Annotated in this window: 10 protein-coding genes and 1 other RNA gene; 7 read left to right on the top strand and 4 right to left on the bottom strand. The window is 35.4% G+C overall.

Translation table 11 applies throughout. The annotated features are described in order from the left end of the window. Nucleotides 1–508: 508 nt before the first annotated feature. Nucleotides 509–3757, top strand: coding sequence for a CARDB domain-containing protein (locus ACHZAX_RS15505; RefSeq protein WP_320019757.1), 3249 nt, complete (start codon nucleotides 509–511; stop codon nucleotides 3755–3757). A 964-nt stretch (nucleotides 3758–4721) separates the two neighbouring features. Continuing rightward, complete coding sequence (locus ACHZAX_RS15500; protein ID WP_124992308.1) at nucleotides 4722–5036, top strand: hypothetical protein; 315 nt, start codon at nucleotides 4722–4724, stop codon at nucleotides 5034–5036. Between the two features lie 309 nt (nucleotides 5037–5345). Here the strand turns inward: ACHZAX_RS15500 and ACHZAX_RS15495 are convergent, their stop codons facing one another. Together ACHZAX_RS15495 and ssrA are read right to left on the bottom strand one after the other, a co-directional pair. Continuing rightward, nucleotides 5346–6443 carry an IS4 family transposase gene (locus ACHZAX_RS15495; RefSeq protein WP_320017662.1) on the bottom strand — a complete coding sequence of 366 codons (1098 nt, stop codon included), beginning with the start codon at nucleotides 6441–6443 and terminating at the stop codon, nucleotides 5346–5348. 410 nt (nucleotides 6444–6853) lie between these two features. Continuing rightward, nucleotides 6854–7255: a transfer-messenger RNA gene (ssrA, locus tag ACHZAX_RS15490) on the bottom strand. 311 nt (nucleotides 7256–7566) lie between these two features. Between ssrA and ACHZAX_RS15485 the strand changes: the two genes are divergently transcribed. Further along, entirely contained in the window at nucleotides 7567–8799 is a 1233-nt protein-coding gene (locus ACHZAX_RS15485) for an NAD(P)-dependent oxidoreductase (RefSeq protein WP_320019756.1), read from the top strand. Nucleotides 8800–8838: 39 nt separating this feature from the next. On the opposite strand, the gene rpe is transcribed toward ACHZAX_RS15485, so the two are convergent. Together rpe and ACHZAX_RS15475 are read right to left on the bottom strand one after the other, a co-directional pair. Next, entirely contained in the window at nucleotides 8839–9489 is a 651-nt protein-coding gene (gene rpe, locus ACHZAX_RS15480; RefSeq protein WP_320019755.1) for a ribulose-phosphate 3-epimerase, read from the bottom strand. A 115-nt stretch (nucleotides 9490–9604) separates the two neighbouring features. Further along, nucleotides 9605–10471 (bottom strand): sigma-70 family RNA polymerase sigma factor, encoded by an 867-nt coding sequence (locus tag ACHZAX_RS15475; protein WP_124991294.1) that lies wholly within the window; start codon nucleotides 10469–10471, stop codon nucleotides 9605–9607. Between the two features lie 313 nt (nucleotides 10472–10784). Here ACHZAX_RS15475 and rho point away from each other — a divergent pair, with 313 nt between their 5' ends. From rho to ACHZAX_RS15455, 4 genes are all read left to right on the top strand, one after another. Continuing rightward, complete coding sequence (gene rho / locus ACHZAX_RS15470; protein WP_320019754.1) at nucleotides 10785–12593, top strand: transcription termination factor Rho; 1809 nt, start codon at nucleotides 10785–10787, stop codon at nucleotides 12591–12593. A gap of 283 nt (nucleotides 12594–12876) precedes the next feature. Beyond that, nucleotides 12877–14064, top strand: coding sequence for an ATP-binding protein (locus tag ACHZAX_RS15465; protein WP_101308828.1), 1188 nt, complete (start codon nucleotides 12877–12879; stop codon nucleotides 14062–14064). A gap of 54 nt (nucleotides 14065–14118) precedes the next feature. Continuing rightward, entirely contained in the window at nucleotides 14119–17658 is a 3540-nt protein-coding gene (nifJ, locus tag ACHZAX_RS15460; RefSeq protein WP_101308827.1) for a pyruvate:ferredoxin (flavodoxin) oxidoreductase, read from the top strand. Between the two features lie 304 nt (nucleotides 17659–17962). Continuing rightward, entirely contained in the window at nucleotides 17963–18388 is a 426-nt protein-coding gene (locus tag ACHZAX_RS15455) for a hypothetical protein (protein WP_320019753.1), read from the top strand. The last annotated feature ends 77 nt before the right edge of the window (nucleotides 18389–18465 follow it).

The following is an 18465-nucleotide window of genomic DNA, read 5'->3' as shown; positions in this document are numbered from 1 at the left end:
AACAACAAGTGCGAAAGTGGGGAGGAGGGAATAAAAAGGAGTGTTTACAAGCAGTGCTCCATCTGCCTTAAATCTATGACTTGTGCTGATAACTAAAAATAGTAAAGCGAAATACATAATTATTAAGAGTAACTGTGTAATCCCCGTTCCTGAGCGAAACGAAATTCGGTGAAGTCAATCTTTTCGTGTGGGTTAAAAAAAAGAATATCAAACGATGCATTTATTTAAGTGAACCCAATCTTTTGATCGGATGTTTTTTATACTCTAATGGGTGCTATTAATACAAAAGAGGTTCTAAGGTGAATCAAAAGCTGGAAACTTGGTGAGTTTTTACCCATGGACATTTTGTCTGTAAGGCTGGGATTTATTGTACCATTAAAAAAACTCATTTATTTTTTTCACTTTTCTCGGTTGAAACATTCATAATACTTATTAAAATATTATATTTAGCCGTATTTTATTTAACACTTTAATTTCTTAATAGCTAATAATTTGCAAATACTTTACTATGAACAATAACAAACCCTTACACCCTAAAGCCATGGTCTTCTTTAAAACCTGCCTCATTTTTTTAATTAGCTTAAGCTGTCACTTTAGTACTTGCCTTGCTGGTACTTCAAGTACTTTACCCGATTTAACTGTTGCAAGTGCCTCACTTGAGTCAACAACATTTCACCCTAAGAACAATATTAATTTTGAATGTACTATTCAAAATGTGGTTCAGGGAGATGCCGGATCAAGCAGGCTTGGAATCTATCTTTCTACCGATACCAAGTATGGCTCATCGGACATTGAATTAGGAGATGCGTATACATCATCCATTTCAGGGATCAACTACAAAAAAGTTTCAGGTAGTTTCACTATTCCGGAAAACGTTGCGACAGGCACCTATTACATTCTATTTTATGCCGATCATAAAAAGGAGGTCAGTGAGGGCGATGAAAATAATAATACCCATTACATAAAGGTAACAATTCCTCATCCGGATATAACAGTGAAAAGTATTCTATTTGATACCCCGCAACGTACCGGATTAAATTTTTCAATTCAAGGCACACTGGATAATTCAAGTACTGCAAAGGCCGGAGAATTTAAAATTGGGTTTTACATTTCAACTGACAATTTACTTGATGATGATGATATCTTAATTGGAGATTCATATCAGGAGTTTTTGTTTCCTGGCGAAGGATCCTATTATACTGTGGTTACAATGCCTTCCAAAACAAGTGCAGGAGATTATTTTATAATTGCTAAAGCAGATTATCTAGATCATGTAACGGAAGTGGATGAGACCAATAATATCGCCTCCGCAGAAGTTTCGGTTGTGGTTTCTAATTTGGCAGTTTATAATCCATCTGTCGATCCTGTAACAACAATAGCTGGAAATGATATTGAGGTGTCCTCTTATATTCTGAATGATGGAGATTATGGTACACCAGCCGGACAAATTGCCTACTATTTATCGTCTGATAATACCTATAGCAGCAAAGCCCAGTTTATTGGTGCACAAGAGTTTGAAGAATTAATTCTAACCAAACAAAAATCGGTGAATAATACGCTTACTATTCCTTTAGAATCTTCAACGGGTACACAATACATTCTGTTTTATGCTGATTACAACAGGAAAATTGCTGAAACAGATGAAACGGACAATGTGACTGCGGTTGAGATTTTCATTGAACACCCCGATCTGGAAGTGCTTAACCAATTTGTTACTCCAGTGATAATAAATACCAATTCGCTTCAACTAGCTGCCGATATAAAAAATATTGGAAAGGGGTATGCTCGTAGTTCCGAACTTGGCTTTTATTTGTCATCAGACAACTTATTCGATCAGACGGATGAATTTCTGGCAAAAGAACCTGTCGAGGCAATTACAGAAGGTTCCAGTCAATCTGTTAATTCAAATATTACACTGCCTTCTGGTTTAGCTTCCGGCACCTACTATATCATTTTTGTTGCTGATTACTCTGGTAAGCTGGGAGAAACAGACAAGGATAATAATAATGCCTTTTGCGAGCTCTCAATTAATTACCCGGACTTGGAGGTAAGCAATCAGAGTCTAAGTGTTTCTGATCTGAATTCTGGTGATGATCTAAAGGTTTTTTATGATGTGAAAAATATCGGAATAGGAAATGCCGAATCAAGTCAGGTAGATTATTACCTGTCTGCTGATCAAGCGTATGATGAAACGGATGTTTTACTTGGCAGTACAAATATTGAAGCTTTGACTTCAGGAGCTTTGAGTTCTGAATCATCGGATTTGATAATACCAAATAACACCGAAACGGGAAGCTATTGTATTTTGGTTATTAGTGATTTGAACAATACCATTAGTGAAAATAACGATGACAATAACCGAACTTCTTCTCCTTTAACGATTACTTTACCAAAATATGTAATAACAACATCGGCTACACCAGAAATTGGAGGGACTGTGTCAGGAAGTGGAATTCATAATCAAGCTGATACTTGTTATTTGGCAGCAACAGTTGCCGAAGGATATAATTTTATCAACTGGACTGAAAATAATGTGGAAGTATCTACAGATACTAATTATAGTTTTGAAGTTATTGCCGATCGTAAATTAGCAGCAAATTTCGAAATAAAAACATATGATATCGAAATATCTAATAAGCCTTCCGATGGAGGAACTGTTGAAGGAGCAGGTACATATCAACATGGAGGAAGTGCTATTTTAAAAGCGTCTCCAAATACTGGTTATATTTTCACCAATTGGATAGAAAACGGAAATATTGTCTCTGAAGAGCCGGAATATTCGTTTACCGTTACTTCTAATAGAACATTAGCAGCGAATTTTGAATATCAATCTCGACAAGTTAGCTTGTCTGCATACCCTGAAGGTGCGGGTACACTTACAGGCGAAGGAACATATGGTGCAGGTGAAATTGTAACGGTATCTGCATCTGAAATAAAAGATGGTTATCAATTTATTAACTGGACAGAAAATGATGTTGAAGTCTCCACGAATGCTGATTATACTTTTACCATTACAGAGGATATAGTTTTGGTTGCTAACTTCGAACGTAAAAACTTTGAAATAGAATATGAAGCAGATACCAAAAAAGGCGGGGAGGTTTACGGACCAAATACTGCTAAATACAATGAAGAAATAAATCCTTATGCATGGTCAGGAACAGGTTATTCTTTTGTAAACTGGACATTAAATGATGAAGTAATTAGTACCGATTCAAGCTTTACTTACATTGTTAAGGAAAATCTGCACTTTGTTGCCCATTTTGAGATAGAATCAAGAGATATAACAGTAGTATCCAATAATGAAGAATTGGGAACTGTTACAGGTTCAGGAACTTATAATTATAATGAAAAGGTAAGTCTTACAGCTACACCCGCTGAGGATTGTGAATTTGTGAGCTGGACGAGTGGTTTCACTATACTTTCAGTCGAGAACCCATATCTTCATGAATTGTGGAAAAATGCAGAAGTGACTGGCAATTTTCAAAAAATAATTGTGACATCCATCGATGAACCTGATCTTGAGATTTTCAAACTATATCCTAATCCTGTTAGCGATGTATTGAATATTGAATTGAACAATAATTACGATTTTAAAAATTCGATCGAAGTTGTTGATATAAAAGGGATGACAGTTTACAAACAGCAATACAACAAAAATTGCATACAACTTGATGTTTCCAGTTTAAAGAAAGGAATGTACATTATAAAAGTAATAGGTGCTGATTACATCCGTTCTTCAAAAGTATTAATTAACTAATTAAAATATCTCAGAGCTTTTAAAAGGACTACTACGGATTGATCTGACTCGTGTTCTGGAACGAATAAAATTCGAAGAAGTCAATCCCCTTGAATAGTGAATTTTGAATAAAACAAAGAATATAGCCCGGCAGCAATGCTGGGTTTTTTTTACGTGTTCTAGTTTTCGATATTTATTTAGTGTCTCAATCGGTTGAGTGAAGCACTTTGCCTTTTAATGTAGTTCCACTCAATTTTTAAATATAAATACTGATAATTTTGTAATTCTATACCTCATCTTTCATAACCCAAAAGATTTTTTTTCTACTATTTTTTCAATAAAACAGGGACCAAAACCAATAAGTTGAGTTAATTTGTTTTTTTGTGGTAAATATAAACTGTAATTACCTATAGTACAGTTTATAAGTTAAGTTGTTTTTTGCAAAGAATAACATATAGTTGTCGGTATATTGTATAGTTAAGTAATTCTATATAATGTGATTTGTTTACTACTAATCCCTTCTTCATATTTGTTTAGCTGAAAATAATATCACTCAATAAATAAAATTATAAAAGCGCTGTAGATACTTTGCTTAAAATGGATTTTATTCTCTTTGTGAATTAAAAGTACGTACAAGTTTGACTGTTTTTTAATAAATAATATCTCAGGTTTTGGTTTGTATTAGAATTAATCCAATGGTAAAGAAATATAAAAAAAGAGAATGGGAATTGTAGGTATCAATATTGCCCTTTTTGAAATTTTCATCATGTGTGAAATGTCTTTTTTTATAAATGTGCTTTTAAAATGTTGTTGTTACTTAGCGTAATTTATATGTAATCGTTTTTTGTAACTAATAAATCTATTTTCTATTCAAACTCTTAATCTATATTTTCAGCTGTTTATAATAATAAAGCATCAATTGGTCAAATATTATTTGATTTAAAATGGTGTGAGTATTTCTCAGGATTAAAAAATAAATGTTGAAATGAAAAAATCATTAGAAGAAGCAAATTTAGAATGCGAAAGAGAATTTATCAAAAAAGAAACTAGACGCTCAAGATTAATTGAACGTCGAAACCGATGTTTAATTGCAAGGTATTATTATTGGTCGGAGATAAGAAGATTAAGATTTGACGATGTGTTGGATATACTTCAGGAAGAAGAGTTCTTTATAAAAGATCGAAACATTATGAATATTATAAATACCTCAAATTCCTATCTGGATGGGCTTTTAAAAAACGCGACTTCCCCTAAGCAATTGAAAAAGGAATATCCTACATTTAATTGGAGTATAAATTGAATTCAAAAACGTTTAAATTTTATACTGTTTTGTTTTATATTTATTGAAATGCAATTATTGCTAAGTGAACAATGAAAAGGAGTGTCAATTTAATTGTCGCTCCTTTTTATGAATTACTGTATTCATAATTTTAATAAATTAAGTGAAATATTATTTTATTCCTTTCCTTGACGATAAATAGTTTTAAACAAATACAACAAAAATTGTTAAAGTATTTGACATGAATTTAATGATGGTAAAATAAAACGATCTACTTTAGTTTTTTTTAGTTTGATCATATCTTTACTGACTTTTTATTAACAATTTTTTCTAAGTACATGACAAAAACTTGAACACATTTATATTGTTCTGATTTTCTGAATTTAACAAGACGTTTGCAATATAAGATAATCCACATTTGAATATACTTTTAGCTTTTCGTCCATGTTTTTTTATTTTAATTTTCTTCACATTTTCATGTATGAATATTCCGATTTTATAACACCAGACGAAAGCTATCATAACAAGAAGAGTCAGTTTCTCAATTCGATCAATGGCTTGTAAATGTGTTTTCTCAATGTCAAAGCCACTTGATTTCATTGCTCTGAAGCAAGTTTCTATTTGCCAACGCTCTTTATAATTTATTTGAGCCTGCTCTGGTTTATTGAACGATACGATCATCAATAATTCTTCATCTTTTTTTTTGCCTTTTTGTTTACATCCAGAGATATAGCAAAGCTGTGATCCCATTCTAACAATTCGTTTATAATGAACAAACTCCCCAAACTTAAGCGATTTAAACAACCATGCTGCTTTAATTTCCTCATTTTTATGAGGCACGTAAATTTTGAAATTATTCCTGATTCGGATATAATATCGAATACGATTTTCATTTAGATATTCGATCCATTTATCTCCAACAAATTCACGGTCAGCCATCAAACAGTCAATACATTCCGTTCCGAAAAGCCGTATGAATCGGTTCACTAAATCAATTCTCTCCCGGCAATTGGAATTGCCACGTTTATCCAGCATAGAAAACAGCAGAGGGAAAGCCACTCCTTTATAAGTTACACCAAGCATGAAGATATTGATATTAGTTTTCCCAAATTTCCAATTTGTTCTGTCAATACTAAGTCTCAAGTTTTCTTTTTGGGGTAATAATCCAAAAATGAGTTTTGCAACCAAATCAGAATCTAACATGAACTGCGCGATAAAACGTTGAACACGCCTTAAACATGATTCTGCCTGAGCCTTACTATCAAATGCGTTAGCTAATTTTTCGAAACCTACAGTCTGGACTTTGCATAGGGCAAACACAAACATGGAAATAAATTTCAGACGTGATAAATTAACTTTTCCTTCAAAATGGGTATTCAATATTGATATGAATTCCTTACTTTTATTCTCGACGTTGATTTTCTTCATTAGAAAAATGAGTGGTATTATTCTTCTAAGATAATGAAAATCAACGTCTTATCTAAATATACAGAGGCTTATTTTGTTGAAAATCAATGATTTGTATTATTGTCATGTACTAAGCAATTTTTTAGTTGGTTAGAGTTGTTCTACTCTTATAAACAAATATATAATTAGTTTGTTCTGATGGAACTTCATTGGCTAAAATAGCTTTTTCACGAAAGTAGGGAGTGCAAAGTAAAAAGTTAAGTTTTTATTGATTGGTGTTAAGTTTTCAGGTTCTTTTGAGTAGATGTTTAGCTTTCACTAAAACTTTGGAAAAGAGCTCCCATATTTTCTGCTTGATCCGTTTTGTGTCAAAGTAATGAGAAACTATCAGGAAAAAAAACGACTTCAATTGAAGTCGTTTTTTTTATTTACGGTGGAGCTGCAGGGAATCGAACCCTGGTCCAAACACGCGATCAATAGGCTTTCTACATGTGTAGTGATTTATTGATTTTCGTACAAAGTTAGGGAAAGCACACCCGATACTTTATCTTATCTTTTTAATTTCGCCTGCTCCCCAAAGCCTGAAGCAGACTAACCCTGAATTGATAGCATCCAATTACTTACCGGAACAAGGTGGAACCATAAGTTGGATGTCTCGTCTCCACTCCTAGAGTGGTGATGAAGCATTAATCTACTTTATTCGATTAAGCAGCAAGAGCGTAGTTATTTTCGCCAATTAAAAAGTTTGATATCCGATATTTACGAGCTGGAATAACAACGCTCGACATGCTTACATACTAATTCATCATGCTGTCAAAATCCACGTCAGCCCCAGAATTGGTGTAAAATTAGTAAAATTCATACATTTCACATGATTTTTTCATAGAAACCTTTCAGAATATGTATTAAATTTAAGTTTGAATCGATAGACCTTTAAGTATCAATTACAAATAAAGAGTGCTTAACGATCTTTTATAATGTATAGTGGGAAACAATAGGTTCGGGAATTGCTAAAGAAAGAGTTTGATATCTGAAATGTTCGTAAATCAATTCGGTTGGAATGTAGATAATCGTTCTTTTTATTATTATCTTAATACTCATTACGTGCATAAAATCAAACACTTGCATATAAATAAGGAATCGTATGAAAAAAAGAATTAGAATTGGAGTCCTTCGGGAAACTAAAAATCCACCTGATAGAAGGGTTGCAATACCACCGGTAACAGGCTTACAAATTCTCAATAAATATCCTAATGTCAGTATATTCATTCAGCCGAGCGATATTCGTTGTTTTACTGATTCGGAATACCGGGAGCAGGGATATTTTTTAACGGATGATTTGCGAGATTGTGATATATTGATTGGAGTAAAGGAAGTTTCTATTCCAACTCTGATCCCAAATAAAACCTATTTGTTCTTTTCTCATACAGCAAAACAACAGCTCTACAATCGTGAATTGCTGCAACAAATAATTAAAAGAAATATAACCCTTATTGATTATGAATATTTAACGGATAACAAGCACCGAAGGCTTGTGGCATTTGGTCATTGGGCTGGTGTTGTGGGAGCGTATAAAGCACTTAGAGCCCGCGGTGTGCGTACCGATTTTTTCGATTTACCACCAGCCAGTTATTGCAAAGATATGGAGGAGATGTATTTACATCTAAAAAAAGTTAGTTTAAAACCGATAAAAATATTAATTACCGGAGGTGGTCGTGTTGCGATGGGAGCAATGCAGACCCTGCGTGTTCTAAATTTGAAAGAGGTTGCACCGGAACAATTTTTACACGAAAGTTTTAACGAACCTGTTGTTTGCCGTATTGACCCGGAAGACTATGTGGAACGTAAAGACGGAGGTGAATTTAATTTGCTTGATTTTTACGAGAATCCGGAAATGTACCGATCAACATTCAAGCCTTTTACTAAAGTGACAGATTTATTTATTGCCTGCCATTATTGGGATCCAAAATCGCCTAAATTTCTAATTCCGGAAGATTACAAAGAAGATGATTTTAAAATTTCGGTAATTGCCGATGTAAGCTGTGATTTAAATGGTCCAATTGCATCAACATTAAGGGCTTCAACAATTGCTTCGTCGTTTTATGGATATGATCGATTTAAGGAGGAAGAAGCAATTCCTTTTGTGGATAAAAAAAACGTAACAGTTATGGCTGTGGATAATTTACCGGGTGAATTACCTCGTGATTCATCAATTGATTTTGGAGAGGCTTTGTATCAGAATGTGTATGAAGCCCTTTTAGATGATGATCCGGATGGAATAATTGAGAGGGCAACAATTGCAGAAAATGGAAGGCTGACTCCTCAATTTGCTTATCTTCAGGCTTATTTGGAAGGGAAGGATGTTGCGAAAGTATAAAAAGAAAGACCAAATGTACTGCATTTGGTCTTCTGTATATTATAGATTTTTTAAATCGGATATTGTTTGATTCGGATCATTTGCTCCAAAAACAAAACTTCCGGCAACCAAAGCATTGGCCCCGGCTTCAATTAATTTTTTTCCTGTTTCCAAATTCACACCTCCATCAATTTCAATTACGACAGAAGCATTTTTTTCTTTGATCAATTCAGCCAGTTTTTCAACTTTAGCATAAGTGCTCTCAATAAAACTCTGTCCGCCAAAACCAGGATTTACGCTCATTAAAAGAACCAAATCAATATCAGTAATAATTTCTTCTAAAACAGAAACCGGGGTATGAGGGTTTAGCGATACGCCGGCTTTCATTCCTTCACTGTGAATGTTCTGAATAGTACGGTGAAGATGAGTGCAAGCTTCGTAATGAACTGTTAGAATGTCAGCGCCGGCTTTTTTAAAAGCTGCAACGTATCTATCCGGATCAATAATCATCAGATGAACATCCAACGGTTTTTCAGCAATTTTGTTTATTTGCTCTACAACAGGCAGACCATATGATATGTTAGGTACAAAGACCCCATCCATAATGTCTAAGTGAAACCAATCGGCCTGACTGTTGTTTACCATTTCGATATCGGCCTTTAGATTTGTGAAATCGGCAGCTAACAGCGAAGGTGAAATTAATGTTTGCATTTGGTTGTTTACGTTTCGTTTAAATATGGCGCAAATATAAGTAAAAAAGGATAAGAGGAGGTAAATGAAAATTCACCATCTATTCTTATCCTTTCTTTTCACCCTAAAATAAATATTATTCTCCTAAATAAGTTTTTAGTATTTTGCTTCTAAATGTTGTCTTCATTCGCTTGATTGCCTTCTCTTTAATCTGGCGAACACGTTCCCGCGTTAAGCCAAATTCTTTTCCAATTTCTTCGAGAGAGTAAGGTGGCTTTTCATTTAATCCAAAATACAATCTAATAATAGCAGCCTCCCTTTTTGAAAGTGTTGATAAAGACCGGTCAATTTCTTTGCGAAGTGAGTCCCGAATTAGCTTTTTATCCGGACTAATTTCATCATTGCTAAGCAATATATCGTAAAGAGTATTCTCTTCGTCAGGGTTTATAGGAGCATCCATAGAGATGTGTCTTCCTGAAGCCTTAAGTGCTTCTTTTACATCTTTCGGACTCATTTCCAGTATGGTAGCAATTTCTTCAGGTGAAGGTTCCCGCTGATACTCCTGTTCCAATTGAGCGAATGTTTTGTTGATTTTGTTAATAGAACCAATTTTGTTTAACGGCAGGCGCACAATTCGGGCTTGCTCGGCCAATGCCTGCAAAATGGATTGCCTAATCCACCAAACAGCATATGATATGAACTTAAAACCTCTGGTTTCATCAAATCTTTGAGCTGCTTTAATTAGTCCTAAGTTTCCTTCGTTAATCAAATCCGGCAGACTAAGGCCTTGGTTTTGATATTGTTTCGATACAGAAACAACAAAACGTAGATTGCATTTAATAAGTCGATCCAGGGCTTTTTTATTGCCCTTTTTTATCTCCCTGGCAAGCTGAACCTCTTCCTCTGCAGAAATAAGATCGACTTTCCCAATTTCATGAAGGTACTTGTCCAGTGACGGAGTTTCTCTATTGGTTACCTGTTTAGTGATCTTTAGTTGTCTCATAGTGGATTTTAATGGTATTTACATACGAGTTGACTATTCTCGTTTATATTTAAATATAGCAAAATCATTTTGAAAAAGAAATTTGTGGCACTTTCAAGAAGTTTATTTTGAGATTAATAAACTTATATAGCGACATCAGGCATCAATTTGAATAATAAAATCATTTATTTTTTGTGATTTATAACTAATTCCGTAATATTGCAATTGAATTCAGATTAATTCTTCTCATTTAGAGGTCGAAAGATCAGGTTCCCAATTGTTCAAAACAATTTCTATCTAAAAAAATCACCCGAAAAATATTAATATATCATTTATGTACGATATTCTTGAATTAAACAAGAAGCTTGTGCCTGAATTACGAGAAATCGCTAAAGAACTCAATGTTAAAAAAATTGAGTCTTTTAAGAAACAGGATTTAATTTACAGAATCCTTGATCAACAGGCAATTGTAGCTTCTGAAAGAAAAACACCAGAAAAAAAGACTCCCCTAAAAAGACCTAAGAGTCCGATGGGAGATAGTAAGGCTGATGAAGGGCGATCCAGATCGCTTTTGCACAAAAGAAAAAAGCCGGAACAACCAGTTAGGGATGCTGTAAGTAATGAGACTACTCAAGAAGAAGATACAGCACCAAAAGACGCCCCAAGAAAACCCATACGAGGAACAAGACCGGTTGTTGAAAAAGCTGAAAGTACTCCTGTTGAGGAGAAAATCGAAGAACAATCACAAACCTCAGTTTCAGCGCCTCCAGTTGCAAATGAAAATGCACAAAGAAGCGAAAGACCCGCAAGACCACCGAGACCTGCAAGACCACCAAGAACGCCAAGAACAGAACGTCAGGATAAACCAGAACGTCAGGACAAGCCTGAGGTGGCGGATGTTACTGAAGAACAGGTGAAAACAGAAGGCCGGGAAGTGTCTGATAAGCCAGAGAAAACGGAAAGACAAGAGAATCCAAATAGAAAACGTTTTGAAAAACGTGAGAAAGAGAAATTGTTTGAGTTTGATGGAATAATTGACAATTCGGGTGTTTTGGAAATTATGCCTGATGGCTATGGTTTCCTGCGTTCGTCGGATTACAATTACTTGAATTCTCCTGATGATATATATGTGTCGCAGTCGCAAATCAAATTATTCGGTTTAAAAACCGGAGATACTGTTAATGGAACAATTCGTCCGCCCAAAGAAGGTGAGAAGTATTTTCCATTAATTAAAGTTGCAAAGATTAACGGCAGACTACCTGAGGTAATTCGGGATCGTGTACCTTTTGATCATTTGACGCCTTTATTTCCGGATGAGAAATTTAATTTGACAGGAAAAGGGATGAATTCAATGTCAACACGTCTTGTTGACATGTTTGCTCCAATTGGTAAAGGACAAAGAGGACTGATTGTTGCACAGCCAAAAACAGGTAAAACTGTTCTTTTGAAAGAGATAGCCAATGCTATTGCAGCGAACAATCCAGAAACTTATATGATTATTTTGTTGATCGATGAGCGTCCTGAAGAGGTTACCGATATGGCTCGAAGCGTAAATGCTGAGGTTATTTCATCTACCTTTGATGAGCCGGCTGAACGCCATGTTCGTGTTGCTAATATCGTTTTAGAGAAAGCAAAACGAATGGTTGAGTGTGGTCATGATGTTGTAATTCTATTGGATTCAATAACAAGATTGGCTCGTGCATACAATACTGTTTCTCCTGCTTCAGGTAAAGTGCTTTCGGGGGGTGTGGATGCAAACGCATTGCACAAACCAAAACGTTTCTTTGGTGCGGCAAGAAATATTGAGAATGGTGGATCGCTTACAATTTTAGCAACAGCATTAACAGATACAGGTTCTAAAATGGATGATGTTATCTTTGAAGAATTTAAAGGGACTGGTAATATGGAGCTTCAGTTAGATCGTAAGTTATCTAACAAACGAATTTTCCCGGCAATTGATATTACAGCATCAAGTACTCGTCGTGACGATCTGCTTCTTGATCCAAATCAATTGAACCGCATCTGGATTCTTAGAAATTATCTGACAGATATGAACTCTATTGAGGCAATGCAATTCCTGCAGGATCGCTTAAGAAAAACAAAATCGAACGAAGAATTTTTAATCTCAATGAACGATAAGTAAATCGCTTTTAGTTTTAAAAAGATATAAAAGGGTAATGATATCAGTCATTGCCCTTTCTTTTTGTGTTAAACTTAAAGTGTTAATTTACAATGAAATTTCATAAATGAATAAGACTAGTTTTAAAAATGTATTTTAGCTTAGTATTCTTATAACTAGCAATTTATCGATTTGTGGTATCTTATTTTAAATAAGTATAAATAGCAAAAAGAAAAGCTTTTTGTAATCTCTAGATTGCAAAATGCCGCTTTTATTCTATAAATTTGCGAAGTAAATTCGACAGAAAATGAACACTTTAGTACAGACTCATAATAGTTTGTTGAAGCATAAGAAAGGCACCATTAGACGTGAGTTGGCTGATGAAATTGATTGGTCACAACGTTTGATAGCCATTAAAGGATCCAGAGGAGTTGGGAAAACAACTTTTTTATTGGATTATATTCGTGAGCACCATGCCAACGATAAGAATTGCTTATACATCAACCTAAACAATTTATTCTTTACTGAGAAAGGATTAGTTCCTTTTATTGATGAATTTTACAAAAGAGGAGGTAAAATATTGCTTCTCGATCAGATTCATAAATACCCGGAATGGGCAAAAGGTCTGCGAACTTGTTACGAGCAATATCCCGATTTAAAGATTATTTTTACCGGTTCATCAATTCTTCGGATTAAGACGAATGAAGATTTGAAAAATTGTGTGAATGTCTATTACCTAAATGGCTTGTCATTTAGAGAATTTTTAAATTATGAGTCGGGAAATCAATTTACTCGCTACACACTGGAAGAACTGTTAGAGAATCATGAGGGAATTGTTGAAGAAATTCTTGGCAAGGTTCGTCCGTTAGCTTATTTCAATGATTACCTGAGGTTTGGATATTATCCTTGTTATCAGGAGGAGAAAAGCTTTATGGATAATCTTTTGAAGATGATCAATTTGATTTTAGAATTTGATATCACTTACTTAAATCAAATTGAACTAAAATACCTGTCCAAGTTAAAGAAACTTCTATATATTATTTCCTGTAATGTTCCTTTTCAACCAAATGTAAGTAAGCTGGCAAACGATGTAGAAACATCCAGAGCTACAATTATGAATTATTTGAAGTATTTAAAGAATGCTAGATTAATTCGTTTGTTGAATTCTCAGGGGAGTTTTAACGATGCGTCGAAGAAACCAAATAAAGTTTATCTGCACAATACGAATTTATTATATGCAATTGCACCGGAAAATGTAAATGAAAGTAATCTAAGGGAAACTTTCTTTTACAATCAGGTGGGACCTAACAGAAGCATTACAAGCACCGACAGAGGTCATTTTTTAGTGAATGATAAATTTAATTTTGAAATTACAGGTAGTGATGATACGTCTGAATCGAAATTTAGAACAGAAGACTTTTTTATTGCTGCCGATATGATAGAACGTGGAGAGGGAAATAAAATACCTCTTTGGTTGTTCGGCTTTTTGTATTAAAGAATTAGATAGCAAATAAAATACCAAATAATAAAATTTAATCGGAGGAGTAAAATGGCAAGAGAAAAAAAATTCATTACCTGTGATGGTAATGCCGCTGCCGCTCACGTAGCATATATGTTTAGTGAGGTTTCTTGTATTTACCCAATCACCCCATCTTCGCCAATGGCTGAGAATGTTGATGAGTGGGCTGCACAAGGACGTAAAAATCTATTTGGAGAAACAGTACAATTAGTAGAAATGCAATCTGAAGCCGGTGCTGCAGGTGCTGTTCACGGTGCATTACAAGCTGGTGCATTAACAACTACTTATACTGCATCTCAGGGATTATTATTAATGATTCCTAACATGTATAAAATCGCTGGTGAATTATTGCCATGTGTATTTCATATTAGTGCCCGTGCTCTTGCTGCTCAGGCATTGAGTATTTTTGGAGATCACTCTGATGTATATTCTGCACGTCAGACAGGTTTCGCTATGTTGGCTTCAGGTTCGGTTCAGGAAGTAATGGATCTTTCTGCAGTATCTCACTTAACTGCAATTAAATCAAGAGTTCCTTTTATGAACTTCTTCGATGGATTCCGTACATCTCACGAAATTCAAAAAATTGAAGCTGTTGATATGGAAGACATGAGAGATCTTGTTGATCAAGAGGCTCTTCAGGCTTTCCGTGATCGTGCTTTAAATCCGGAATCTCCTGTAACAAGAGGTACTGCTCAGAATCCTGATGTTTACTTCCAGTCTCGCGAAGCTGCTAACCCATTTTACAATGCGGTTCCGGATATTGTAGCTGACTACATGAAGGAAATGACCAAAATTACAGGAAGAGAATACAAGCCTTTCATGTATTATGGTGCAGCCGATGCTGAAAATATCATTATTGCAATGGGTTCTGTAAACGAAACCATTAAAGAAGCGGTTGACTATAAAATGGCAAACGGCGAAAAAGTTGGTCTTGTTTGTGTTCATTTGTACCGTCCATTCTCAGCCAAACATTTCTTAAGCGTTATTCCAGAATCAGTAAAACGTATTTGTGTACTTGATCGTACTAAAGAAACCGGTGCTAACGGAGAACCATTGTATCTTGACGTAAGAGAAGTTTTCTACGGAAAAGAGAATGCTCCAATGGTGATTGGCGGACGTTATGGTTTAGGTTCAAAAGAGGTGACTCCATCTCAAATTGTTGCAGTTTACAAAAATCTTGCAATGAACGAACCTAAAAATCAATTCACTTTAGGTATTGTTGACGATGTGACTTTTACTTCACTTCCAATGTTACCAGAGGTTAAGATGAATTCAGAGTCTCTTTACGAAGCGAAATTTTATGGTTTGGGTTCTGATGGTACTGTAGGTGCCAACAAAAACTCGATTAAAATTATTGGTGGTTCAACTGATAAATATTGCCAGGCATACTTTGCTTACGATTCTAAAAAATCAGGTGGATTTACTGCTTCTCACCTTCGTTTTGGTGATGAACCAATCCGCTCAACATATCTGGTAACTACTCCTGACTTCGTTGCATGTCACGTTCCTGCTTACGTATATCTTTACGATGTGCTAAAAGGATTGAAAAAAGGTGGTTCTTTCTTATTGAACTCAATTTATGATGCAGAAGAGACTGTTAAGAATCTTCCAAATCATATGAAAAAGTACTTGGCTGAAAATGAGATTAAATTCTACATTATCAACGGTACAAAACTGGGCGAGGATCTTGGTCTTGGTAACCGTACCAATACCATTATGCAGGCTGCATTCTTCAAAATCACAAATGTGATTCCTTTCGAAAAGGCTGCCGAAGAAATGAAGAAAGCGATTGTTAAATCGTATGGTAACAAAGGTGAAAAAGTTGTAAATATGAACTTCTCAGCTGTTGATGCTGGTGGAGAAAATGTTGTTGAAGTTAAAGTTTCTGCTGATTGGAAAAACTTACCTGAAGAGAAAGAAGCTGCAACTACAAATAATCGCCCTAAGTTTATTGCTGAGGTTTGTGATCCAATGAATGCTCAAAAAGGTGATGATCTTCCGGTTTCTGCTTTCACAGGTCGTGAAGACGGAACTTTCCCTGCAGGTACAACTAAGTTTGAGAAGCGTGGTGTTGCTGTTCATGTTCCTGAATGGAAAGAAGAAACTTGTATCCAGTGTAACCAGTGTGCTTACGTTTGTCCTCATGCTGCAATTCGTCCGTTCATTCTAACTGAAGAGGAATTAGCTGCAGCTCCTGCCGGAACTGCCGTTAAGCCTGCAACAGGTAAAGAATTGAAAGGTTTACATTTCAGAATTCAAGTAGCTGTTGAAGATTGTACTGGTTGTGGTAACTGTGCTGATGTTTGTCCTGCTCCTAAAGCAAAAGCTTTGGAAATGAAGCCTTTGGAATCTCAAATGATTGAGAAAGACAGATGGCATTATATGGACGAAAAAGTAGGTTACAAAGATTTGCTGCCTAAAAATAACGTGAAAAATTCACAATTTGCTCAGCCGTTATTCGAGTTTTCAGGAGCTTGTGCTGGTTGTGGTGAAACTCCATACATCAAGTTAATTACACAATTGTTTGGTGAGAGAATGATGGTTGCAAATGCAACAGGTTGTTCTTCTATTTACGGTGGTTCTGCTCCTGCAACTCCATATTGTAAAAACAATAAGAGTGGTAAAGGTCCGGCTTGGGCTAACTCATTATTCGAAGACAATGCTGAGTTTGGTTTTGGTATGAACGAAGGTGTACGTAAAATGCGTAACCGTATCGCTCTTCGTATGGAAGTTGCAATGGATGCTGTAAATGCTGAAACAAAAGCTGCTTTTACTGAGTGGTTAGAGAATAAAGATAACGGTGAGTTGTCAATAGAAGCTTCGGCTAAAGTTGAGTCTGCTCTTGCAAATGAAACTCATCCTGTTGCTAAAGAAGTTCTTGATCTTAAAAACTTCCTGATTAAGAAATCTCAGTGGATTTTCGGTGGTGACGGTTGGGCTTATGATATCGGATTCGGTGGATTGGATCACGTATTGGCTTCAGGTGAAGATGTAAATGTATTGGTAATGGATACTGAGATTTACTCTAACACAGGAGGACAAGCTTCTAAAGCAACTCCTGTTGGTGCTGTTGCTAAATTTGCTGCTGCCGGTAAACGTATCAGAAAGAAAGACCTTGGTATGATAGCAATGTCTTACGGATATGTTTATGTAGCTCAGGTGGCTATGGGAGCAAATCAAGCTCAATACATGAAAGCTGTTAAAGAAGCTGAAGCTTATCCGGGACCTTCTTTGATTATTGCTTATTCTCCTTGTATCTCTCACGGATTGAAAGCATCTATGGGTAAATCACAAACAGAAGAGAAGAAAGCTGTTGAAGCAGGCTACTGGCATTTGTATCGTAACAATCCAGCCTTGGAAAATGAAGGTAAAAACCCATTTGTTCTTGACTCAAAAGAGCCTGTTTGGGAGAATTTCCAGAATTTCCTATTGGGTGAAGTTCGTTACACTTCATTACAGAAATCATTCCCAGAGCAAGCGAAAGAATTGTTTGTTGCTGCAGAAGAGAATGCTAAGTGGAGATATAAAACATATAAGCGTCAGGCTTCTTTGGATTATACTGAAGAGTAAGCATTATTCTGAATATATAGTGAAGGGGTTCCAGTTTGGAGCCCCTTTTTTTTTGAAGAGCGAATAAAAAGCATAAAAGGATGTGAAAATCTGCATAAGAAATTGTAACTTATATTAATGTATGTTTTTCGTTAGATGTTAGACATGAGGTTGATTTTTCAATGTGTTTGTTTTCAAATCTTAACATTGAGACACGTATTCAGTTGATCATTCTAAAGATCAGAATCATACAAAATCGTAACGGACTATTGTTTTATAGAATTAGGAGGGAAGTGTAATGAAAAATTGTAAATGGATTTTTTTGATGGCATTTGTTGTTTTGACTTTTGCATGCAGCAGTGGTGGTGGAGATGATGGGATGATGCCGGATCCGGATCCAACTCCCACTGCAGACTTCACTGTAAGAGTTGCAACCAAGACATCCAATCACCCGTGGGCAAATCAGGGACATTCTGTAGCTTTCACCATTAATGGCACCGAGGCGTTAATTTTAACTTTGAAAAGAGGAACAACCTATGTTTTTTCTATCAATACACCTACTCATCCCTTTTATATTAGCAGCGATGATTCAGGAGGAGGAGCAGGTAAAATTACCAATGGAGTTACAGGAAGTATGACTCAAAACGGAACGCTTCGGTTTACTCCCAACAGTACGCATCCAGATTTGCTTTACTATCAGTGTTCGGTTCATCTCAAGATGGGTTATTTAATTAATATCACAGATCCGTAATGGAGGAATATTTTTAGGTTTTTTTTAGTCAAAATTTCAGAGCAGAAGAGAAGAATTAAAATTTTTATTCTGCTATA

Origin of the sequence: Labilibaculum manganireducens (genome assembly GCF_963665805.2) — a bacterium.
In the GTDB taxonomy this organism is placed as follows: Bacteria; Bacteroidota; Bacteroidia; order Bacteroidales; family Marinifilaceae; genus Labilibaculum; species Labilibaculum manganireducens.
The sequence above is the reverse complement of the archived record's forward strand: the minus strand, read 5'-3'. Positions and strand labels throughout refer to the sequence as shown.

What these genes read in the sequence shown, in the direction of transcription:
- ACHZAX_RS15505 (WP_320019757.1), top strand. Translation starts at nt 509, where the DNA reads ATGAACAATAACAAACCCTTACACCCTAAAGCCATGGTCTTCTTTAAA.
- ACHZAX_RS15500 (WP_124992308.1), top strand. Translation starts at nt 4,722, where the DNA reads ATGAAAAAATCATTAGAAGAAGCAAATTTAGAATGCGAAAGAGAATTT.
- ACHZAX_RS15495 (WP_320017662.1), bottom strand. Translation starts at nt 6,443, where the DNA reads ATGAAGAAAATCAACGTCGAGAATAAAAGTAAGGAATTCATATCAATA.
- ACHZAX_RS15485 (WP_320019756.1), top strand. Translation starts at nt 7,567, where the DNA reads ATGAAAAAAAGAATTAGAATTGGAGTCCTTCGGGAAACTAAAAATCCA.
- rpe (WP_320019755.1), bottom strand. Translation starts at nt 9,489, where the DNA reads ATGCAAACATTAATTTCACCTTCGCTGTTAGCTGCCGATTTCACAAAT.
- ACHZAX_RS15475 (WP_124991294.1), bottom strand. Translation starts at nt 10,471, where the DNA reads ATGAGACAACTAAAGATCACTAAACAGGTAACCAATAGAGAAACTCCG.
- rho (WP_320019754.1), top strand. Translation starts at nt 10,785, where the DNA reads ATGTACGATATTCTTGAATTAAACAAGAAGCTTGTGCCTGAATTACGA.
- ACHZAX_RS15465 (WP_101308828.1), top strand. Translation starts at nt 12,877, where the DNA reads ATGAACACTTTAGTACAGACTCATAATAGTTTGTTGAAGCATAAGAAA.
- nifJ (WP_101308827.1), top strand. Translation starts at nt 14,119, where the DNA reads ATGGCAAGAGAAAAAAAATTCATTACCTGTGATGGTAATGCCGCTGCC.
- ACHZAX_RS15455 (WP_320019753.1), top strand. Translation starts at nt 17,963, where the DNA reads ATGGCATTTGTTGTTTTGACTTTTGCATGCAGCAGTGGTGGTGGAGAT.